Here is a 22,088-nt window from a genome sequence, read left to right as displayed (position 1 = left end):
GTAACTTATCTCAAATGTGAGATAGCCGCCGAGCCGGGGTGCTCCGTTCGAGTGAACTGTGCTGTGGCCGCTTGGCCCCAGCGGGCTCCCGGCATACGGAACTTGAACCTCCGGGTGGTCTTGGGCACTGATCATGGACCCGCGCGTGTCGTGACGCAAGCGGGGCGCGCTGCGGCTCGCGCGTCCCGGAACTCCGCGTGGCCGCGTGTGGCGGTTCTCTGCGGCCATCGCCCCGGAACGCGCCCGCGCCCGGGGCTGCTTGCCCGGCGGCTGCGGCGAATCGACGGCCGATGTGCTTGGTCTAGTCCAATCTATTGACGTGCTCGCGACCGTGCCCGATTCTGTTCGCACCTGAAGGCTCCCCTCCATATCTCCGGGAGATCCGCACATGAAGCGTCTTCGTGCACTCCTCGGCGGCGCGGCCGCGGCCGCGCTCGCCACCGCGGGAATCGCCATGGCGTCGCCGGCCGCCTTCGGCTCGGCCGCCACCTCTCACGCCACTTCGCACGCGGCGAAGCAAGCCGCCACCGGTGCGAACGCCTCCACCGCGCTCAGCGACCGCTGGTACGCCGCCGCGCCCTACCTGATGCCGTTGGACAACGATCCGCCGAGCGCGACCCAAATAATGGACGCGACCGGCCTCAAGGCGTTCCAGCTGGCGTTCATCCTCGCCCCCAACGGCGGTGGCTGCTCGCCGACCTGGGGCGGAACCGCGCCCGTGTCGAGCGACACGTCCGTCGCCTCCACCATCAGCGCCATCCGCGCCAAGGGCGGTGACGTCTCCGTCTCCATCGGCGGCTACGGGGGCACCAAGCTCGGCCAGGCGTGCTCCGACGCCGCTTCCACGGCGGCCGCGTACCAGCAGGTCATCACCAAGTACCAGCTGCACGCCATCGACTTCGACCTGGAAGAGCCGGAGTACGAGAACAGCGCAGCCGTCGCCCACGAGATCGGCGCGGCCAAGATCCTGCAGCAGAACAACCCCGGCCTCTACGTCTCCGTCACGACGGCCGGCACCGCGGCCGGCACCGGGTGGTTCGGCCAGCAGATGCTGAACGAGGCGAAGTCGCAGGGCTTCACGCCCAACAACTTCTCCATCATGCCCTTCGACGGCGGCTTCAGCGGAGCCGCGTCCCAGACCGCCGCGCTCACCGCCTTCAACAAGCTGCTGCAGACCACCTTCGGGTGGAGCGAGGCGACGGCGTACGCGCACGAGGGGTTCTCCGGCATGAACGGCCGCAGCGACAGCGGCGAGATGTTCTACCAGGCGGACTTCCAGACGGTCCTCGACTACGCGACCAGCCACGGCATGGACCGCTTCACCTTCTGGTCGCTCAACCGCGACCGGCAGTGCTCGCCGCCCGACAACAACGGCAGGACGTCGGGCACGTGCAGCAGCGTGCCACAGGCCTCCTGGGACTTCGCCAAGTACTCGGTGGAGTTCGCGGGCGCCACGCCCCCCAGCGACCCGCCCACCGACCCGCCGACGGACCCCGGTGACCCCGGCACCTGCTCCGCCGCCGCGTGGAGCGCCACCGCCGTCTACACGGGCGGCGACGAGGTCTCGTACGACGGCCACAACTGGAAGGCCAAGTGGTGGACGCAGAACGAGAAGCCCGGTAGCACCGGCGAATGGGGCGTCTGGCAGGACGAGGGCGCCTGCTGACCCGCGTCACCCGCATCCCCCGGCCGCTCGCTGACCGGCACCGTGCCCCGTATGCCCGAGCAGGGCGTACGGGGCACAGTGCCGTGACCACGTGGGCCCGGTGGGTCAGCCCCCGGCGGGCGTCGTGGCCGTGCGCGCACCGTTCTCCTTCGTCTCGTGCACGGCGGCGCGGTGCCCGCGCTCGATGGCCTGCCCCCAGTACGTCCCGGCGACCATGAGCAGCGCGCCGGCGCCGGCGACGGCGGTCAGGCGCTCGCCGCCCAGAACGACGCCGGTGGCCGCGGCCCACACGGGCTCGGTGCCCAGCAGGAGGCTGGCCCTGCTCGCCGAGGTGCGCTGGACGGCCCAGGTCTGGGCGAGGAACGCGAAGACGCTGCAGCCCAGGGCGAGATAGGCCAGTTCGCCCCAGGTGCCGGCGGACGCGTGCGCGAGAGCCGGCAGCCCCTCGGCGGCCGGTACCAGGCATATCAGCGTTCCGACGGCGGTCTGTACGGAGGTCAGTTGCAGCGGCCGCACGGAGCGGTCCGCGGTGAGCCGGCCGACGAGCGCCACGTGGCCCGCCCTGACCACGGCGGCGGCCAGCATCAGCGCGTCGCCCCTCCCGGGAGCGTGCAGGCCGCCCGCCGAGGTGAGCAGCCCCACCGCCACGACGCACACGCCGGCCGCCAGGAAGAAGCGGGGCGGCACCCTGCCACGGCCGCCCGAGCGGTCGAGCAGCGGCGTGATCACCAGGGTCAGGCTGATGAGCAGCCCCGCGTTCGCCGCGCTGGTGTGCGCCACGCCGTACATCTCGAGCACCAGTACGGCAGCCTGCGTCAGGCCCAGGACGCCGCCCACGCGGACCTCCCGCCGCGTCCACCGCTCCCGCCGCCCGCGTGTGGCGGCGAAGACGAGGGGGACGCCCGCGAGCGCGGAGATCAGATAGCGCATGAACAGCACGGTCATCACCGGGGCCGCCACCATGGCGGTCTTCGCCGTCAGATAACTGGAGCCCCAGACCAGAGCGACCAGCATGAGCACCGGATCGGTGCGGCGTGTGTCGGGCATGCGTCCCACCGTGCCCGGCCAGCACAATGAAGCCAAGTATCACTTACTCAACCAACTCTTTAGAGAAGCTACAGTGAGGCGATGGACGAGAGGCAGTTGCGGGTCCTGCGTGAGCTCGGCGAGCTGGGCAGTGTCACCGCTGCCGCCGAGGCGCTGCGGGTCACGCCGTCGGCCGTTTCCCAGCAACTGAGGCTGCTGCAGCGCTCGGTGCCGGTACCGCTGACCGAGCGGGAGGGCAGGCGGCTGGTGCTCACCCCGGCGGGAGAGGCCCTCGCCGCGGCCGCGATCGGGGTCGAGACCGCGCTGGCGCGGGCCCGTCGCAGCGTCGAGGAGTTCGTCGGGCAGGCGGACGGCCTCGTGACGCTGGCCGCCTTCCACAGCGCAGCCGCGACCTTCTGGCCGCACCTGGTGCGTGCGCTGGCGGCCCCGGGCTCCCCGCGGCTCGCACTGGCCGACGAGGACGTCGCGCAGAACGGCTTCCCGCCGCTGACCCGCGACCACGACATCGTCCTCGCCCACCGGCTCGACCACGCCGCACCGTGGCCGCGTACCGTGTCCGTCACCCCGCTGCTGCACGAACCCCTCGACGTCGCGCTGCCCGCCGGGCACCCGCTGGCCGCCAGGGCGCGCCTGACACCCCGCGACGTGGCGGGGGAGCCCTGGATCACCGTCCATGACGGCTTCCCCCTGATGGCCACCATCGACGCCCTCTCCGCCGCGGCCGGCCGGCGCCTCCGTCTCGCCCACCGGATCAACGAATTCGCGGTGGTGGCCGAGGTGGTGGCCGCCGGCGGCGGTATCGCGCTGATGCCGCGCTGGACCGTCCGCCCCCACCCGCGGGTGGTCCTCAGGCCGCTGACCGGCGTGCACGCGCGGCGCCACGTCGACGCGCTGCACCGCCCCGAACGCACGGCACGCACGGCCGTCGGCTCCGTGCTCGGCCACCTGCGGAGCGCGGCGGCGGCCATCAGCAGCCGGAACGCGCCGCCCGCGCAGGCGGAGTGAGCGCGACCGGCCGCCAACCCCGCCGCCGCAAGTGGGTTTGCCGAGCCGGTTACCGCGGAACCCGACCCATCGATGGCTGCGGCCCCGCCCGACGCGGTCGCGTGCGGGGCCGCACGCGCATGACCATCGCGCGGTCATGTACTAGAGTTATCTCGACATCGAGATACTTATGCAAGGCGTACCGCGGCCCGGCGTTACAGGTGAGGCGACCCTAAGTAAGTCTTACCTCAGCGGATCGGTGACGACTCGTGGCGGCAGCATGGCGGAGGTACGCGCACATCAAGAAGGAGACTGTCGTGTCGGCCAACAGTTTCGACGCCCGCAGCACGCTGCGCGTGGGCGACGAGTCGTACGAGATCTTCCGGCTGGACAAGGTCGAGGGCTCCGCGCGCCTCCCTTACAGCCTGAAGGTCCTCCTGGAGAACCTGCTCCGCACCGAGGACGGGGCGAACATCACCGCGGACCACATCCGCGCGATCGGCGGCTGGGACTCCCAGGCCCAGCCCAGCCAGGAGATCCAGTTCACGCCCGCCCGCGTGATCATGCAGGACTTCACGGGCGTGCCCTGCGTCGTCGACCTCGCCACCATGCGCGAGGCCGTCAAGGAACTGGGCGGCGACCCGGCGAAGATCAACCCGCTGGCCCCCGCTGAACTGGTCATCGACCACTCCGTGATCGCCGACAAGTTCGGCACGCCCGACTCCTTCGCGCGCAACGTCGAGCTCGAGTACGGGCGCAACCGCGAGCGCTACCAGTTCCTGCGCTGGGGTCAGACCGCGTTCGACGAGTTCAAGGTCGTCCCGCCCGGCACCGGCATCGTGCACCAGGTCAACATCGAGCACCTCGCCCGTACGGTGATGGTCAGGAACGGCCAGGCATACCCCGACACGCTCGTCGGCACCGACTCGCACACCACCATGGTCAACGGCCTCGGCGTGCTCGGCTGGGGCGTCGGCGGCATCGAGGCCGAGGCCGCGATGCTCGGCCAGCCCGTCTCGATGCTGATCCCGCGCGTCGTCGGCTTCAAGCTGACCGGTGAGCTGCCCGCGGGCACCACCGCGACCGACCTCGTGCTCACCATCACCGAGATGCTGCGCGAGCACGGCGTGGTCGGAAAGTTCGTCGAGTTCTACGGTGAGGGCGTCGGCGCCACCACGCTCGCGAACCGCGCCACCATCGGCAACATGTCGCCCGAGTTCGGCTCCACGGCGGCGATCTTCCCGATCGACGCCGAGACCATCAACTACCTGACGCTGACGGGCCGCAGCAAGGAGCAGATCGCGCTGGTCGAGGCGTACGCCAAGGAGCAGGGCCTGTGGCTCGACCCCGCGGCCGAGCCCGACTACTCCGAGAAGCTCGAGCTCGACCTCGCCACGGTCGTCCCGTCCATCGCGGGCCCGAAGCGCCCCCAGGACCGCATCGTGCTCTCCGAGGCGGCCAAGCAGTTCGGCTGCGACGTGCGCGCTTACGTCGAGGACGACGACGCGGCGTCGCAGGACGAGGTCTCGCCGGTGGACGAGGCGGGGGCCGAGTCCTTCCCGGCCAGCGACTCGCCGGCCCTCTTCGACGGCGACGACGGCCGGGGCGCCGCGCACCACGCCGGGGCGACAGGACGTCCGGGACCCTCGAAGCCGACCACGGTCACAGCGCCCGACGGCTCGACGTACGAGATCGACCACGGCGCCGTGACGGTCGCCGCGATCACCTCCTGCACCAACACCTCGAACCCGACGGTGATGGTCGCGGCCGCGCTCGTCGCGAAGAAGGCCGTCGAGAAGGGTCTGTCCCGCAAGCCGTGGGTCAAGACCACGCTGGCGCCCGGGTCCAAGGTCGTCATGGACTACTACGACCGCGCCGGCCTTACCCCGTACCTCGACAAGATGGGCTTCAACCTCGTCGGATACGGCTGCACCACCTGCATCGGCAACTCGGGGCCGCTGCCCGAGGAGGTCTCCAAGGCGGTCAACGAGGCCGACCTCGCGGTCGCTGCCGTGCTGTCCGGCAACCGCAACTTCGAGGGCCGGATCAACCCCGACGTCAAGATGAACTACCTGGCCTCCCCGCCGCTGGTCGTCGCCTACGCCATCGCGGGGTCCATGAAGGTGGACATCACCCGCGACGCGCTCGGCGTCGACAAGGAGGGCAAGCCCGTCCACCTCGCGGACATCTGGCCCACCGAGGCGGAGGTCAACGAGGTCGTCGCGGGCGCCATCGGCCAGGACATGTTCAAGGACTCCTACAAGGACGTCTTCGCGGGCGACCAGCAGTGGACCTCGCTGCCGATTCCGACCGGCGACACGTTCGAGTGGGACACGGAGTCCACCTACGTGCGCAAGCCCCCCTACTTCGACGGCATGGGCGAGGAGCCCGAGCCGGTCGAGGACGTCACGGGCGCGCGCGTGCTGGCGAAGCTGGGCGACTCGGTCACCACGGACCACATCTCCCCGGCCGGCGCCATCAAGGCCGACTCGCCGGCGGGCAAGTACCTCACGGAGCACGGCATCGAGCGCCGCGACTTCAACTCGTACGGCTCGCGCCGCGGCAACCACGAGGTGATGATCCGCGGGACGTTCGCCAACATCCGCCTGCGCAACCAGATCGCGCCGGGCACGGAGGGCGGCTACACCCGCGACTTCACGAAGGAGGACGGCCCCGTCTCCTTCATCTACGACGCGTCGCGCAACTACATCGAGCAGGGCATCCCGCTGGTCGTGCTGGCCGGCAAGGAGTACGGCTCCGGCTCGTCGCGCGACTGGGCGGCCAAGGGCACGGTGCTGCTCGGCGTGCAGGTCGTCATCGCCGAGTCCTACGAGCGCATCCACCGCTCGAACCTGATCGGCATGGGCGTCCTGCCGCTCCAGTTCCCCGAGGGCCAGAGTGCCGACTCGCTCGGCCTGACCGGCGAGGAGACGTTCTCCTTCACCGGCGTGACAGGCCTGAACGACTCCATCCCGAGCACGGTCAAGGTCACCACGGACACGGGCGTCGAGTTCGACGCGGTCCTGCGCATCGACACGCCGGGAGAGGCCGACTACTACCGCAACGGCGGCATCCTCCAGTACGTCCTGCGCAGTCTGCTGCGCAAGTAACGCGGGCCGGCCGCGCACGGCGCGGCTCCCCACGACGGCGCCTCCGCACTCGCCGAGTGCGGAGGCGCCGTCCGTGTTCCCGGCCACCGCGCGTGCAAGGTCATCGGATGTAGACATCGTGTGTAGACATCGGGCGTAGACTGACAATATGACCCATGCCAGTCCCCGTCCCGAGCCCACCCCCGAGCCCCACCGCTTCCTCGTGCCGGGGCTGGTGTTCATGGGGATGGTCGTCGCCGTCGTCAGCAGCCTGGGCGCGCCCCTGATACCGACGATCGCGCAGAGCGACCACATATTCGTGGGCGACGCCCAGTGGGCGCTCACCGTGACGTTCCTGGTCGCCGCCGTCGCCACGCCGCTGACCGGCCGGCTCGGGGACGGGCCGCACCGGCGGCGCGTCATCATCGCCTCGCTCGTCGCCGTCACCGCGGGCGCCGTGCTCGCCGCACTGCCGCTCGGCTTCCCGTTCCTCCTGGTCGGCAGGGCCATGCAGGGCATCGGGCTCGGCCTCACCCCGCTCGGCATCACCGCCGTGCGCGACGCGCTGCCGCCCGAGCGCTCCCGGCCCGCCGCCGCGGTCCTGTCCGTCACCACCGTCGCAGGCGTCGGGCTCGGCTACCCGATCACCGGGCTCGTCGCCCAGTTCGGCGGGCTGCACGCCGCCTTCTGGTTCGGCGCCGTCGTCAGCGCCCTCGGACTCGTCGTGGCCGCGATCGTTGTGCCCTCCTCCGCGCACCGCCCGGCCCGCCCCCTCGACCTGCCGGGCTCCGTCCTGCTCGGCGTCGCGCTCGTCGGCCTGCTGCTCTCGCTCAGCGAGGGCGAGAGCTGGGGCTGGACGTCACCGCTGCTGTGCTGCGTCGTCGGCGGATCGGTCCTCGTGCTCGCCGGGTGGGTAGTACGGGAGCTCCTGGCCGCGCACCCGCTGGTCGACCTGCGGCTGCTCCGGCTGCCCTCGGTCCTGACCGCCGATGTCACAGCCCTGCTCGCGGGCGTCGGGATGTACCTGCTCATCTCGCTCGTGACGCGCTTCGTGCAAACGCCCGTCAGCAGCAGATACGGGCTCGGTGCCACCGTGTTCGTCGCCGGTCTCGTCCTCACGCCGTTCTCCGCCGCGAGCGTCGTCTCCACCCGGGTCACCCGCGCCCTCGTCACCCGGATCCCCGTCGGCGTGGCCCTCGGCCTCGGCGCGTTCGTGATGCTGCTCTCGATGGTGATGTTCAGCTACGCGCGGGGCGCCATGTGGGAGGTGCTCGTGGTGATGGCACTCGCGGGCCTCGGCGTGGGCGCGATCTTCGCGGTCATGCCCGGCCTCATCGTGGGCTCGGTGCCGCCCGAGGAGACGGGCAGCGCCACGAGCTTCAACCAGGTCATCCGGTACGTCGGCTACGCGGCGGGAAGTACCATGAGCGCCGTGGTGCTCGAAGCTCACACCTCGCCGGGCAAGGCCCTGCCCACCGACGGCGGTTACACGGACGCGGGGCTCATCGCGTGCGCCATGTGGATCGCCACGGCCGTCGCGGCCGTCCTGCTGCCCAGGGTGCGTACGCGCCGCGCGGCCGGTGGCGCGATCGCGGGACCCGCCGCCGGATCCCCGTACCTGCCGGAGCAGCGGATCCAGCGGGCCGCCGCCGACCGGGTACTGGCCGACGAGGGACTCGCCGACGCCGTGCCCGCCACCTCGGCCGCCCCGGCGGGACCCGGCGCCTCAGGCACGGACCACCGCCCCGCTCGCGACGACGCCGGGAACTGACCGCCATGCCCACGCCCAGGCGCCGTGACGCCGCAGCGAGCAGGGAGCGGCTGCTGCGAGCGGCCGCCGAACTCTTCGCCGAGCGCGGCTACGACAGGACGACCTCCCGCGACATCGGCGAGCACGCCGGCGTCGACCCTGCCATGATCGCCCGGTACTTCGGCGGCAAGGCGCAGTTGTTCGTCGCGGTGCTGCGCGCGGAGAGCGACGCGGAGACCTTCGCCGACCTGTTCGACGCCGAACGGCTGGGCGGCCTGCTGCGCCGCTTCGACCGGCAGGGGCCGGGACCGGTCGCCCAGGTCGCCGTCCGCCCCTACGACGACCCGGAGGCGCACGCCGCGGCCGCGGCCGAGCTGGAGCGCCGCATCGTCGGACCGCTGCGTGAGCACTTCGTACGGGAGGGCGACGACCGGCCGGAGCTGCGCGCCGAACTGCTCACGGCCGCGTTCGTGGGGGTCGTGCTCGCGCGCCGTACGGGCACGCTCGGGCACCTGGCGGCGGCGGATCCGGGCGACCTGCTGCCCCTCGTCCGGCGCCTGCTCGACTGACCCGGCAGAACGCCAGGTCAGGAAGCGCCGCCGCGGCCGCTCACGTTCCACGCCCAGAGGACGCAGGCGATGCCGATCAGCGCCAGGACCGCGCAGAGGACGGTGTACGTCTCTTGGATCACCATGGCTCGCCCCCTGAGTGCGACGGCCGGCCGCTGTCCACGGCCGGTTTGACGTGACGGCGGGCTGAACGGTACGCCGCCACGCCACCCGTGTCCCCATCCTGAGCAGGTCTACACATCGTCGGGACGTACTCGCCGCGCGCCTCGCACCACCGTGCCACAGGTACACCACTCGTTCACCCGGCGTTCGGCTCGCCGAACCGCCGGGTGACGCCGCACCGGTCGCCGCTGTGGTCCCAGGCACCCCACGGGTCTTGCCCGGCGCGTGGGCGCACCGAAGGCAGGAACGGCGCTTTTCGGGCAGTTCCGTGCGTTGCCGCTTCCATTTCGCGGCCTTTTCCTGTTCCGGAGGAGGGGACGGGAAACCGCCCGCCCGGGCGGGACCGGCACGCGCTGTGACCCCGCTTTGATCCCGCTTTGAGGCGTTGAGTCGTGGTCCACGGCGTTCGGTGCGACGTCCGTCGGAGGACCGGCCGGCGACCGTGCACACACCCGCCTTCGGCGTGATCGACGACCGAAGGGGCCCGCCTGTCAAGGGTGTTGCACGGGAGAAAATCGCGGAATTATTCATTCCGATCGGCGAGTACGCACCAAATCGTTCGGCAATGGGGCTACATTTCCGCGAGGTCTCAACTAGGGAAAGAGTGGCGACCAAGTTTGCTTTCGATCTTGCTCCTTCGGCGGGAAGTGGACTATACCTGTCGGCGTCCGTCCTGGAGCTTTCGGTGCAGGCCGGGCCAAGGGGGGACGGCGGGAGGACTCTGCCCGTATCCGTTCGTGAGGCCGGGCCGCTCTCCTTTGTGATCCGCAAGCGAACACGTGACACCACTCTGTACGACCAGCTTCATAGACCCGCGGTGGCGGGGCCTTCGCCTCAGACGAGAAGGACGGCCGGCCGGCACACCGCCTGAGTCCTGGAGAAGGCGAGGACTTGAGCATGGGATCCACCTCCGCTCAGAACAACGGGGGCCTCGGCCGCCGCGATGTGATCAAGCGGTCAGCAGCCCTCGGCCTGGTCGGCGTGCCGGCGGTGAGCTTCCTGAGCGCCTGCGCGAGCGGCGGCGGGGACAGCAACGGCACGCCCAAGCCGAACAAGGGCAAGACCAGCGCCAAGAACCCGCTGGGGGTGAACGCGACCGCCCCGCTCGAGTTCGTCATCTTCGACGGCGGCTTCGGCACGCAGTACGCGAAGGACGCCAACGTCCTGTACAACAAGTCCTTCCCCAAGGCGAAGGTCACGCTCACCCCGACGCAGAAGATCCAGACGACGCTCCAGCCCCGCTTCAACGGCGGCACGCCGCCCGATCTCATCGACAACTCGGGCGCCGAGCAGATGGACATGGGCGTCCTCGTCGGCCAGAAGCAGCTGGCCGACCTGACCCCGCTGATGGACGCCCCCTCCTACGACGACCCGAACAAGAAGGTCCGCGACACGCTGCGGCCGGGTGTCCTGGAGATGGGCCAGTACAACGGCAAGCCGGTCTACGTCATGAACTACGCGTACACCGTGTACGGCGTGTGGTACTCGCAGAAGGCGCTCGACCGCTTCGACGCGAAGTACCCGGAGAACTGGGACGACATGCTGGCGCTGTGCGCCAAGGCCAAGAAGAAGGGCGTCGCGGGCTGGACGTACGCGGGCAAGTACCCGTACTACATCCCGTTCTCGCTGTACCCCTTCATCGGCAAGATCGGCGGCCGCGAGGTCCTGGACGCCATCGACAACCTGGAGCCGAACTGCTGGAAGGCGCCCGCCGTCAAGGCCGCCTTCGACGCGTACTACGAGCTCTACAAGAAGGGCTACATCCTCAAGGGCACGCCGGGCCTCGACCACATCCAGTCGCAGACCGCGTGGACGCAGTACAAGGCGCTCTTCATCCCCGACGGCTCCTGGGTGGAGAACGAGGCGGCGAAGACCACGCCGAAGGACTTCCAGATGAAGGTCTCGGCGCCCTCCAGCCTCGACTCCAGCGACAAGCTGCCGTTCGGCACCATCTGGGCCTCGGGCGGTGAGCCGTACATCGTGCCGGCCAAGGCGAAGAACCCGCTGGGAGCCATGGAGCAGCTGCGCATCATGCTCAGCGAGGGGTCCACGAAGAACTTCATCCAGAAGGTGAAGTCCCTCAGCTCCTACAACGGCGGCACCGACGGCATCACGCTCACGAGCGCCCTCCAGTCGGGTGCCGACGCGCTGAAGCTGGCCGGCAGCAACGTACTCAACCCGCGCCTGCAGGACTGGTACGTCGACCTGCAGAAGCAGAAGATCGGCGTGGGCGCGCTCGGCGAGATGATGGCCGGCCGCATGACCCCGGCCGAATGCGTCAAGAAGTGCCAGCAGTACTCCGACGCGGCGGCCAAGGACTCGTCCATCACGCACTACAAGCACCAGTAGGGCGGTGCGGACGGCCGGAGGCGCCCGGGCACACCGGGCCTCCGGCCGCTCGTGCCGGTCCGCACCTCGCCGGCCGGCACGCGCCCAGTCGGCACGGCGGCACGCCATGGGGGCGGCGCCGTCGAGGATTCGGGGTCGGGAGACATGCAGCACGGCAAGTACCGTTTCATCGTGGGGTTCCTGATCGTCCCCCTGGCGTTCTACGCCATTTTCGTCATCTGGCCGTTCATCCAGTCGATCTACTACTCGTTCACCAACTGGACGGGGCTGAGTCCCCAGTTCTCGGTGACCGGGCTCGACAACTACCGGCGGATGATGCACGACCCGACCTTCTGGGCGTCCTTCCGGCACAGCGTGATCTACGTCCTGGTGCTGCCCGTGGTGGTGCTGGCCATCGCGCTGTTCCTCTCGTTCATGCTGAACGTGGGCGGACGCAGGAAGAAGGGCGCCGCGGTCTCGGGCGTCCAGGGCTCCTCGTTCTACAAGGTCGTCTACTTCTTCCCGCAGGTGCTGTCCATCGCGATCGTCGCCCTGCTCTTCCAGTTCCTCTACAACCCGGACAGCGGGGCGCTCAACGCCTTCCTGGACGCCATCGGGCTCGGCAGCTTGCAGCCGGAGTGGCTCGGCGACCCGGGGCTCGCGCTGTGGTGCGTGATGGCCGTCCTGATGTGGAGCCAGGTCGGCTTCTACGTGGTGCTGTTCTCCGCGGGCATGGCGTCCATCCCCAAGGACTTCTACGAGGCGGCCCTGCTCGACGGGGCGTCGCGCGCCACCACCTTCTTCCGGATCACCCTGCCCCTGCTGTGGGACACCGTGCAGTCCGGCTGGGTCTACATGGGTGTGCTCTCACTCGGCGCCGAGTCCTTCGCCGTCACCCAGATCATGACCGTCGGCCCCGGCGGACCCGCCGATTCCACCAACGTCCTGAGCCTGTACGTCTACCAGAAGGCGTTCCACAGTGGCCAGGCCGGCTACGCGACCGCCATCGGCGTCGCCCTCCTCCTCGTCACCCTGGTGTTCGCCGCCGGGGTGCTGCGTATGGGCCGGCGCGAACGGCTGGAGTTCTGATGAGCACTGACACCTCACCGCAGCCCGCCGAGACCGTGCCCCCGCGGGTCCCGGCCGCCAAGAACGGCCCGGGCCGCGAGCACGGCAGGAAGAAGACCGGCGGGGTGCTCAACGTCTTCTCCCACGGCGTCCTCGTGATCTGGGCGATCCTGGTGGTGATGCCGCTGCTGTGGGCGGTCATGACCTCCTTCAAGGACGACAAGTCGATCTTCACCTCGCCGTGGTCGTTCCCCAGCCACCTGCACTTCGAGAACTGGTCGCGCGCCTGGAGCCAGGCGCACATGAGCGACTACTTCCTCAACACCATCATCGTGGTGGCGTTCTCGCTCTTCGGCACGCTGCTGCTCGGCTCGATGGCGGCGTACGTGCTGGCCCGGTTCGAGTTCCCCGGCAACAGGTTCATCTACTTCCTGTTCATCGGGGGAATGAGCTTCCCGATCATCCTGGCGCTCGTCCCGCTGTTCTACGTGATGCAGAACCTGTCGCTGCTCAACACCATCCCCGGGTTGATCATCGTCTACATCGCGTACTCGCTGCCGTTCACCGTCTTCTTCCTCACCTCGTTCTTCAAAACGCTGCCGACCTCGGTGGCCGAGGCGGCGATCATCGACGGTGCGTCGCACACCCGCACCTTCTTCCAGGTCATGCTGCCCATGGCGAAGCCCGGCCTGATCAGCGTCGGGATCTTCAACTTCCTCGGCCAGTGGAACCAGTACCTGCTGCCGACGGTGCTCAACACCGACCCGAACCACAAGGTGCTCTCCCAGGGCCTCGTGGCGCTCGCCACCAGCCAGGGGTACAAGGGGGACTGGTCGGGCCTGTTCGCCGGGCTCGTGATGGCGATGCTGCCCGTCCTCGCCGCGTACATCGTCTTCCAGCGTCAGGTCGTCGAGGGGCTCACCGCGGGGGCACTGAAGTAACGTCAGCGAAAACATCGGACCAGGGCGTGCCCGTCGACAGTTGTCGGCGGGCATTTCCGTGTGATTCGGACCTTTTGCCCGTAGCGGCATCGCTCAAGGTCTTGACGGGAGGTGGCCCCAAAGGCTGAGCTTAGGGTTCACAAGTTGGAGAAACGTCGGGGTCTCAGTGACGCGGCCCCACCGGCAGGCGGTCGTCGTGCCGCCCGCCAGGGCAGGAGTGGATGATCCGTGCAGACTCCGGGGTCGCAGTCGTCCCTGCACCGGGCAAACCTGGAGCGGGTGGTACGCGCCGTGCGTATGGCCGGTTCGCTCACGCAGGCCGAGATCGCCAGGAGCACGGGACTCTCCGCCGCCACGGTCTCCAATATCGTCCGGGAACTCAAGGACGGCGGCACGGTCGAGGTCACCCCGACCTCCGCCGGCGGCCGCAGGGCCCGCAGTGTCTCGCTCAGCCCCGACGCCGGCATCGTGCTCGGAGTCGATTTCGGCCACACGCACCTGCGGGTGGCCGTGGGGAACCTGGCCCACCAGGTGCTGGCCGAGGAGTCCGAGCCGCTGGACGTCGACGCGTCGTACGCGGACGGCTTCGGCCGCGCGGAGACGCTGGTGGAGCGGCTCATCGTGACCACCGGGATCGACCGCCAGAAGGTCATCGGCGTGGGGCTCGGAGTGCCGGGCCCCATCGACGTCGAGTCCGGCACGCTCGGGTCCACGGCGATCCTCCCGGGCTGGGGCGGGATCAACCCGGGCGACGAGCTCGCCGCGCGCCTCGGCGTGCCCGTGTACGTCGACAACGACGCCAACCTCGGCGCCCTCGGCGAGATGGTCTGGGGCAGCGGCCGCGGGGTCAAGGACCTCGCCTACATCAAGGTCGCCAGCGGCGTCGGGGCGGGCCTCGTCATCGCGGGCCAGATCTACCGCGGCCCGGGCGGCACGGCCGGCGAGATCGGCCACATCACGCTGGACGAGGCCGGCCCGGTGTGCCGCTGCGGCAACCGCGGCTGCCTGGAGACGTTCGCCGCGGCGCGATACGTGCTGCCGCTCCTCCAGCCGAGCCACGGCTCCGAGTTGACCATGGAACGGGTCGTACAGCTGGCGCGCGAGGGCGACCCGGGATGCCGTAGGGTCGTCGGCGACGTAGGCCGCCACGTCGGCAGCGGCGTGGCCAATCTCTGCAACCTCCTGAACCCCTCCAGAGTCGTCCTGGGGGGCGATCTCGCGGAGGCCGGGGAACTGGTGCTCGCACCCATCAGGGAGTCCGTCTCACGCTACGCGATCCCCAGCGCGGGCCGCCAGTTGTCGGTGCTCCCCGGAGCGCTCGGGGGGCGGGCCGAGGTGCTCGGGGCCCTGGCGCTCGTACTCAACGAAATGGGAGATTCGACCCTGCTGGAGAGCACGCATCCGGCCACGGCTCCCGTCTTCACTTAGATAACGAATGGCACCGTTGTCATCTCGTTAAGGATTTACTCCTTGACGTCGCCCGTTTGGCCGAGTTGACTTCCAGCCACCTCGGCCGCAGCGACGCGGCCTCGTCAGGGAGGTTTTTCGAAGTGAACGCTCAGATGCGTCGTGCTGCGATGGCCGCGTCCGCCACCGCCATGGCTGTCCTCCTCGCCGCCTGCGGCAGCGCCAAGCAGTCCGGTGGCAGCGGCGGCGACTCCGCCGGCAAGAAGGCGAAGGGGGACGACATCACGGTCGGCCTCCTGCTGCCGGAGAACAAGACCGCTCGTTACGAGTCCCTCGACAGGCCGCTGATCACCAAGCGGATCTCGGACCTCACCAACGGCAAGGGCAAGGTCGTCTACGAGAACGCCCAGCAGGACGCGACGACCCAGACCCAGCAGATGCAGACGCTGATCACGCGCAAGGTCGACGTGATCATCCTCGACGCCGTGGACTCGAAGTCGATCGCCTCCTCGGTCACGAAGGCCAAGGACGCCGGCATCCCGGTGGTGGCCTACGACCGCCTCGCGGACGGCCCGATCGACGCCTACACCTCCTTCGACAACACCGAAGTCGGCCGGGTGCAGGCCAACGCCCTGGTCAAGAAGCTGGGGCCGAAGGCCAAGGCCGGCGACATCGTGATGGTGAACGGCTCCGTCACGGACCCGAACGCCAAGATGTTCAAGGACGGCGCCCTGCCGATCCTGAAGAAGAGCACGACCATCGGCAAGACGTACGACACCCAGGACTGGGACCCGGTCAACGCCAACAGCGAGATGGCGGCGGCGATCCAGGCTCTCGGCAAGGACAAGATCGTCGGTGTCTACTCCGCCAACGACGACATGGCCGGCGCCATCATCGAGGCCATGAAGAAGGCCGGCATGGACCCGAAGAAGATCCCGGTCACGGGCCAGGACTCCACGCTCACCGGTGTCCAGCGGATCCTCGCCGGCACGCAGTTCATGAGCATCTTCAAGTCCTACCCGCAGGAGGCGTCCATCGCCGGCCAGATGGCCGTCGACCTCGCCCAGGGCAAGTCCGTGGACTCCGTCGCTCCCGACAAGAGCGACAGCAACACCACGAAGAACATCCCGACCAAGATTGTCCCGGTGGTCGCCCTGACCAAGGACAACGTCAAGAGCACGGTGGTCAAGAACAACTACTACAAGCTCTCCGACATCTGCACCGCGAACTACAAGGCCGCGTGCAAGGCCGCCGGTCTGATGTGACCGGCCGGGGAGCCGGGGGCACCTCCCCGCGGCTCCCGCGTGAAGCCTGTCCGGCGCCCCGCTCGACCACCGCCCCGCAAGCAGAAGCGACGGGGCGCCGGACGGAACTCTTCACACCCCCTGCCGCCGACCCCCGGCGGCAGGTTCGCGCATGTTCTGCTCGACCTCCGCGCCACACCCCGGCGCGGCATCCCCGCCGGTCAGGCGGCGAAGGAGATGGTTCACGTGACCGCTACGCCCGTGCTGGCGTTGCGAGGGGTCTCCAAGCGATTCGGTGCCGTCCAGGCGCTCACCGACGTCGAACTTGAGATCCACGCCGGTGAGGTGGTCGCCCTCGTGGGCGACAACGGAGCCGGAAAGTCCACGCTGGTCAAGACGATCGCCGGCGTGCACCCCATCGACGAGGGCGTCATCGAGTGGCAGGGCGGACGGGTCTCCGTCAACCGGCCGCAGGACGCCCAGCACCTGGGCATCGCGACCGTGTACCAGGACCTCGCGCTCGCCGACAACATCGACGTCGTGGGCAACCTCTTCCTCGGCCGCGAGATCCGCCGCTACGGCTTCGTGCTCAACGAGGTCGAGATGGAGCGCCGCTCACGCGAGCTCCTCGACTCGCTCTCCATCCGCATCCCGAGCGTGCGCATCCCGATCGCGTCGCTCTCCGGCGGCCAGCGCCAGGTCGTGGCGATCGCCCGCTCCATGCTGGGCGAGCCCAAGCTCGTCATCCTCGACGAGCCGACGGCCGCCCTCGGCGTCGAGCAGACCGCACAGGTGCTCGACCTCGTCGAGCGGCTGCGGGCCCGCGGCCTCGCCGTCCTGCTCATCAGCCACAACATGGCCGACGTGAAGGCCGTGGCCGACCGGGTGGCCGTGCTGCGCCTCGGAGGCAACAACGGCGTCTTCGACGTCAGGACCACCTCGCAGGAAGAGATCATCGCCGCCATCACCGGCGCCACGGACAACGCCGTCACCCGGCGCGCGTCCCGTACCGCGGAGGTTCAGAAGTGAGCATCGACAAGACCTCCTCGGCGCGCCACGCCGCGGTGGACGCGCCGCAGGCGGCGGAGGGCGCGGTCACCGCCGTCGACCCTCGGCTGCTCGTGCAGCAGGAGGGCATCGCCGGGTACGTCACCGAGTTCAAGCGCAAGATCAAGGCCGGTGAGCTGGGCTCCATCCCGGTCATCGTCGGTCTGATCCTGATCGCCGCGATCTTCACCAGCCTGAACTCCAACTTCCTGGGCCCCGGCAACATCACCAACATCCTGGTGCAGATGGCCGGTACCGGCCTGATAGCCACCGGCATCGTCTTCGTGCTGCTGCTCGGCGAGATCGACCTCTCCGTCGGTTCCGTCAGCGGTCTGTCGAGCGCCATCTTCGCGGTGCTGGCCATCACACACGGCATGAACGACATCCTCGCCCTCGTGCTGGCCCTGGTCTCCGGCGCGGTGGTCGGCGCCATCCACGGCTTCTTCTTCGCACGTGTCGGCGTTCCGGCCTTCGCCGTCACCCTGGCCGGCCTGCTGTTCTGGAACGGCCTGATGCTCCAGGTGCTGGGCCCGGACGGCACCATCAACATCCCCAGCGACAACGTCGTCTACAAGCTGGAGGGCTACTACTTCAGCAACGTCGCGGCGGCGTACATCCTGGCCCTCGTGGCCGTGGTCGTCTACTTCTGGACGTCGTACTCGCAGAACCGCCGCAGGCAGCAGGCCGGCGTGCCGGCCCGCCCGGTGAGCGACATCCTCATGCGGACGGTGCTGATCGCCATCGTGGCCTTCGGCGTCGCGATCATCTTCAACCAGTACAAGGGCCTGCCGCTGGCCGTGGTGATCTTCGTCGGCCTGCTGGTGATCACCGACTTCGTTCTCCGCAGGACGACGTACGGCCGCAAGGTCTTCTCGCTCGGCGGCAGCGTCGAGGCGTCGCGCCGTGCCGGTATCAACGTGACCACCATCCGCATCACGGTCTTCATGATCGCGGGCTTCTTCGCCGCGCTCGGCGGTCTCTTCCTGGCCTCCCAGATCGCGGCGGCCAACCAGGGCGCCGGCGCCGGCAACCTGCTGATGAACTCCATCGCGGCGGCCGTCATCGGCGGCACCAGCCTCTTCGGTGGCCGGGGCCGCACGTGGAACGCGCTGCTCGGCGTGCTGGTGATCATCTCGATCCAGGTGGGTCTTGGCATCCAGGGTGTGTCCGCGCCCATCGTGTCCATGGTCACCGGTGCAGTCCTCCTGGCCACCGTCGTCATCGACGCCATCACCAGGAAGACCCAGAGGAGCGCGGGTCGCGCCTGACCGCGTTCCCGCAGACCGTGCCCGGTGCCTTCGCAGGCGCCGGGCACGGCCGCGTTCCGGTGGGCAGCAGCTGAGCTCCGGTGGCCCCCGGCGCCCCACGGGCAGCGGGAAACCCCTGCGTATCGGAGGGCGGCGACCATGCACAAGGGTCGAATGGGCGCAAGAGGTTCCAATCGTTTACAGCCGATGGTGTGACACACAAACGCGCCGCCCGACGAACGCCGTCGCGGGCGGAACATTAGAATCAGCGGATCGGCAGAGCTCGACCGGCTCAATCGCAAGGAGGCACGGGTGCCGTTGCTGACCCACATCAAGGGACCGCGGGATCTGGACCGCCTCGACCCCGAGCAGCTCACGCAGCTCGCGGGCGAGATCAGGACGTTCCTCGTCGACGCGGTCTCCAAGACCGGCGGCCACCTCGGACCCAACCTGGGCGTGGTGGAGCTGACGATCGCCCTCCACCGGGTGTACGACTCGCCGAAGGACAAGATCCTCTTCGACACGGGCCACCAGTCGTACGTGCACAAGCTCCTCACGGGGCGCCAGGACTTCGGCAAGCTCAAGGGCAAGGGCGGGCTGTCCGGCTACCCCTCGCGCGCCGAGTCGGACCACGACGTCATCGAGAACTCGCACGCGTCCACGGTCCTCGGCTGGGCCGACGGCCTCGCCAAGGCCAACCGCGTCCTGAAGAAGGACGACAGCGTGGTCGCCGTCATCGGCGACGGGGCACTGACGGGCGGCATGGCCTGGGAGGCGCTGAACAACATCGCCGCAGCCAAGGACCGTCCGCTCGTCATCGTCGTCAACGACAACGAGTGGTCGTACGCGCGCACCACGGGCGGACTGGCCAACCACCTCGCCACCCTGCGCATCTCCGACGGCTACGAGCGCTTCCTCGCGCGCGGCAAGGACCTCCTCGAACGCACGCCGGTCCTCGGCAAGCCCCTCTACGAGACGCTGCACGGGGCCAAGAAGGGCCTGAAGGACTTCGTCGCGCCGCAGGGCATGTTCGAGGACCTCGGCCTGAAGTACATGGGACCCATCGACGGGCACGATGTGGAGGCCGTGGAATCGGCGCTCCTGCGAGCGAAACGCTTCGGCGGCCCTGTCATCGTGCACTGCATCACCGAGAAGGGCCGCGGCTACACCCCCGCCGAGCAGGACCCCACGGACCGCTTCCACGGCATCGGGCCGATCCACCCCGACACGGGCCTGCCCATCTCGGCGGGCGGCGCGGACTGGACGTCGGTGTTCGGCGAGGAAATGCTCAAGCTGGGCCACGAGCGCGACGACATCGTCGCGATCACCGCCTCGATGCTGCACCCCGTCGGCCTCACCAAGTTCGCCGAGGCGTTCCCCGAGCGCGTGTACGACGTCGGCATCGCCGAGCAGCACGGAGCGGTCTCCGCCGCGGGCCTCGCCACGGCCGGGCTCCACCCCGTCTTCGCCGTCTACGCGACGTTCCTCAACCGCGCCTTCGACCAGGTGCTCATGGACGTGGCGCTGCACCGCTGCGGGGTCACGTTCGCCCTCGACCGGGCCGGCATCACCGGCACGGACGGCCCCTCGCACAACGGCATGTGGGACATGTCGATGCTCCAGGTCGTCCCCGGCATCCGGATCGCGGCGCCGCGCGACGCCGACCAGGTGCGTGCCCAGCTGCGCGAGGCCGTCCAGGTCGAGGACGCGCCCACGGTCGTGCGGTACTCGAAGGGCGCGGTCGGTCCCGCGGTGGCCGCCGTGGGCCGCATCGGCGGCATGGACGTCCTGCACAGGCCGGACGCCGCCGGCACGGCGGACGTGCTCCTCGTCTCCGTCGGCGCGCTCGCCCCCATGTGCCTGGAGGTCGCCGACCTGCTGGACAAGCAGGGCATCTCCACGACGGTCGTCGACCCGCGGTGGGTCAAGCCCGTCGACGAGGAGATGGTGCCCCTCGCCGAGCGCCACCGCGTCGTCGTCACCGTCGAGGACAACATCCGCACCGGCGGGGTCGGCGCCGCCGTCGCCCAGGCGCTCAGGGACGCCGGGGTGGACGTGCCGCTGCGCGACTTCGGCATCCCCGAGCGGTTCCTGCCGCACGCGTCGCGCAAGGAGATCATGGCCGAGATCGGCCTGACGGCGCCGGACATCGCCCGCCAGGTCACCGGCCTCGTGGCCCGCCTGGACGGCAAGTTCGTGGACGCGGGCGAGATCGCGCGCGACTGAGCACGCCCGCGGGGGCCGGCGTCGTCCTGGCGGACCCCGGCCCCGCCGGCGGGCGGTCGGCTCCCCGCGGGGGCCTCGACCGACGCGGTCGGCGTGCGCTCGCGCGGGCGGTCAGGGCACCCGGACCCCGGACAGCAGCGCCGTCGCCTCCTCGGCAGACACCTCTCCCGCCAGCGGCGCGAAGAAGCCCGCCGACGGCGCCGCCTCGAGCGCCACCCGCTCGCCATCGAGCCAGTCGGCGTCGAACCCCAGGCGCCACGAATGCAGGTGCGTGCGCGCCCCTGCCTGCGCCGCGGCCTTGTCGAACAGCGGGTCCCCCAGGATCGGGTGCCCGATCCACGCGAGGTGCACCCGGATCTGGTGGCGGCGCCCGGTGATCGGCCTGGCGACGAGCAGGGTGTGCCGGGCGCCCTCGTACAGCGTGTCGAAGACGGTTGTCGACGGATACCTGCGCGTGTCCAGCAGGTCCTCGTCCGAGACCCACCAGCGGTCCTCGTCCGCGTTGCGCTCCGCACGGATGGACTCACGCTGCGCCGCGATACGGACGCGACCCTTCCGCCCGGCGCTCAGGGGCAGTTCGATGGTGCCGTGCCGGGGCAGCCCGACGGTCTCCGTCAGGACGAGATAGGCCTTGTCGACCGTCCGCTTGCTGAACTGGCGCGTCAGACCTCCGTGCCGTGCCAGTTCCTTGGCGAAGAGGATGACGCCCGACGTGGCCTTGTCGATCCGGTGCACCGGATAGAGCTGCTCGCCGGATTCCCGAGCCAGCTCCACGATGTCCGTGCCGTGCCGCTCGCCCATCACGGAGATCCCGGACGGCTTGTCGAGAGCCAGGATCGCGGAGTCCTCCAGGAGGAGCGACGCATCGCGCAGATCGCGCCAGTTCCAGTCGGTCGTGCCCATGTTCAGTAGCGTACGCTGCGCGGACCCACCCTCCCCGCGCCGTGGACGGCCGCTCTGCGCAGCAGCTCGCGGTCCGCCGTGGCGACGAGGCAGGGCCGTCCCCGTGCCCCTGCCTCCGCCGCCAGTTCCACGATGAGGTCGTCGCCGCTGCCGGCGGCGGGCATGACCCGCACCCCGGGTACCGACTCCACGCCGCGCGCCGCTCCCTCCACCACCAGCACCGTCTCCAAAGGCCCCGCGTGACCGGGCACGCCGCGCCCCTCGGCCGCCGCCACCGCAAGGGCGTCCCGCAGGCGCTCGGCCGCGCCGTGGCGATCCCGCCACCACCCGTCGGGGACGGAACCGACCACGTTCGCGCCGTCGACGATCAGAAGAGTCAGCACGTCCGCAGCCTCGCACACGACGCCGCC

Annotated in this window: 16 protein-coding genes; 13 read left to right on the top strand and 3 right to left on the bottom strand. The window is 69.8% G+C overall.

Going from position 1 to position 22,088, the window contains the following annotated elements:
* Positions 1–388 precede the first annotated feature (388 nt).
* Positions 389–1,666, top strand: coding sequence for a carbohydrate-binding protein (locus IH48_RS0108115; protein WP_030901104.1), 1,278 nt, complete (start codon positions 389–391; stop codon positions 1,664–1,666).
* Positions 1,667–1,771: 105 nt separating this feature from the next.
* On the opposite strand, the gene IH48_RS0108110 is transcribed toward IH48_RS0108115, so the two are convergent.
* Positions 1,772–2,713, bottom strand: coding sequence for a DMT family transporter (locus IH48_RS0108110; protein WP_030901102.1), 942 nt, complete (start codon positions 2,711–2,713; stop codon positions 1,772–1,774).
* An 81-nt stretch (positions 2,714–2,794) separates the two neighbouring features.
* Between IH48_RS0108110 and IH48_RS0108105 the strand changes: the two genes are divergently transcribed.
* From IH48_RS0108105 to dxs, 12 genes are all read left to right on the top strand, one after another.
* Positions 2,795–3,718, top strand: a complete 924-nt coding sequence (locus IH48_RS0108105) for a LysR family transcriptional regulator (protein ID WP_030901101.1) — start codon at positions 2,795–2,797, stop codon at positions 3,716–3,718.
* 296 nt (positions 3,719–4,014) lie between these two features.
* The gene (locus IH48_RS0108100) at positions 4,015–6,807 is read left to right on the top strand and encodes an aconitate hydratase (protein ID WP_030901099.1); all 2,793 of its coding nucleotides are present in this window, start codon (positions 4,015–4,017) and stop codon (positions 6,805–6,807) included.
* Positions 6,808–6,955: 148 nt separating this feature from the next.
* Positions 6,956–8,557: an MFS transporter gene (locus tag IH48_RS0108095; protein WP_051839348.1), complete on the top strand. Its 1,602-nt coding sequence runs from the start codon at positions 6,956–6,958 to the stop codon at positions 8,555–8,557.
* A gap of 5 nt (positions 8,558–8,562) precedes the next feature.
* Positions 8,563–9,105: a TetR/AcrR family transcriptional regulator gene (locus tag IH48_RS0108090; RefSeq protein ID WP_030901095.1), complete on the top strand. Its 543-nt coding sequence runs from the start codon at positions 8,563–8,565 to the stop codon at positions 9,103–9,105.
* Between the two features lie 1,059 nt (positions 9,106–10,164).
* Positions 10,165–11,616: an N-acetylglucosamine/diacetylchitobiose ABC transporter substrate-binding protein gene (gene ngcE / locus IH48_RS0108080; RefSeq protein WP_030901093.1), complete on the top strand. Its 1,452-nt coding sequence runs from the start codon at positions 10,165–10,167 to the stop codon at positions 11,614–11,616.
* 144 nt (positions 11,617–11,760) lie between these two features.
* Positions 11,761–12,684 (top strand): carbohydrate ABC transporter permease, encoded by a 924-nt coding sequence (locus IH48_RS0108075; RefSeq protein WP_030901091.1) that lies wholly within the window; start codon positions 11,761–11,763, stop codon positions 12,682–12,684.
* Positions 12,684–13,604: a carbohydrate ABC transporter permease gene (locus tag IH48_RS0108070; protein WP_199809908.1), complete on the top strand. Its 921-nt coding sequence runs from the start codon at positions 12,684–12,686 to the stop codon at positions 13,602–13,604. Before IH48_RS0108075 ends, IH48_RS0108070 begins: the two co-directional genes overlap by 1 nt.
* 228 nt (positions 13,605–13,832) lie before the next feature.
* Positions 13,833–15,032: an ROK family transcriptional regulator gene (locus IH48_RS0108065; RefSeq protein WP_030901086.1), complete on the top strand. Its 1,200-nt coding sequence runs from the start codon at positions 13,833–13,835 to the stop codon at positions 15,030–15,032.
* A 134-nt stretch (positions 15,033–15,166) separates the two neighbouring features.
* On the top strand, positions 15,167–16,276 hold the full coding sequence (locus IH48_RS0108060) for a substrate-binding domain-containing protein (RefSeq protein WP_030901084.1): 1,110 nt from the start codon (positions 15,167–15,169) through the stop codon (positions 16,274–16,276).
* A 216-nt stretch (positions 16,277–16,492) separates the two neighbouring features.
* Positions 16,493–17,284: an ATP-binding cassette domain-containing protein gene (locus tag IH48_RS0108055; protein WP_030901080.1), complete on the top strand. Its 792-nt coding sequence runs from the start codon at positions 16,493–16,495 to the stop codon at positions 17,282–17,284.
* The gene (locus tag IH48_RS0108050; protein WP_030901076.1) at positions 17,281–18,570 is read left to right on the top strand and encodes a sugar ABC transporter permease; all 1,290 of its coding nucleotides are present in this window, start codon (positions 17,281–17,283) and stop codon (positions 18,568–18,570) included. The genes IH48_RS0108055 and IH48_RS0108050 overlap by 4 nt, the downstream gene beginning before the upstream one ends.
* 291 nt (positions 18,571–18,861) lie before the next feature.
* A complete protein-coding gene (gene dxs / locus IH48_RS0108045; RefSeq protein ID WP_030901073.1) occupies positions 18,862–20,775 on the top strand; it encodes a 1-deoxy-D-xylulose-5-phosphate synthase in 1,914 nt (637 codons plus the stop codon).
* Positions 20,776–20,886: 111 nt separating this feature from the next.
* On the opposite strand, the gene IH48_RS0108040 is transcribed toward dxs, so the two are convergent.
* Together IH48_RS0108040 and IH48_RS0108035 are read right to left on the bottom strand one after the other, a co-directional pair.
* The gene (locus IH48_RS0108040; protein WP_030901069.1) at positions 20,887–21,678 is read right to left on the bottom strand and encodes an RluA family pseudouridine synthase; all 792 of its coding nucleotides are present in this window, start codon (positions 21,676–21,678) and stop codon (positions 20,887–20,889) included.
* A 2-nt stretch (positions 21,679–21,680) separates the two neighbouring features.
* A complete protein-coding gene (locus IH48_RS0108035; RefSeq protein WP_199809912.1) occupies positions 21,681–22,058 on the bottom strand; it encodes an NTP pyrophosphohydrolase in 378 nt (125 codons plus the stop codon).
* Positions 22,059–22,088: the final 30 nt, after the last annotated feature.

This window comes from Streptomyces sp. NRRL F-5126 (assembly GCF_000721265.1).
Taxonomy (GTDB): Bacteria; Actinomycetota; Actinomycetes; order Streptomycetales; family Streptomycetaceae; genus Streptomyces.
The sequence above is the reverse complement of the archived record's forward strand: the minus strand, read 5'-3'. Positions and strand labels throughout refer to the sequence as shown.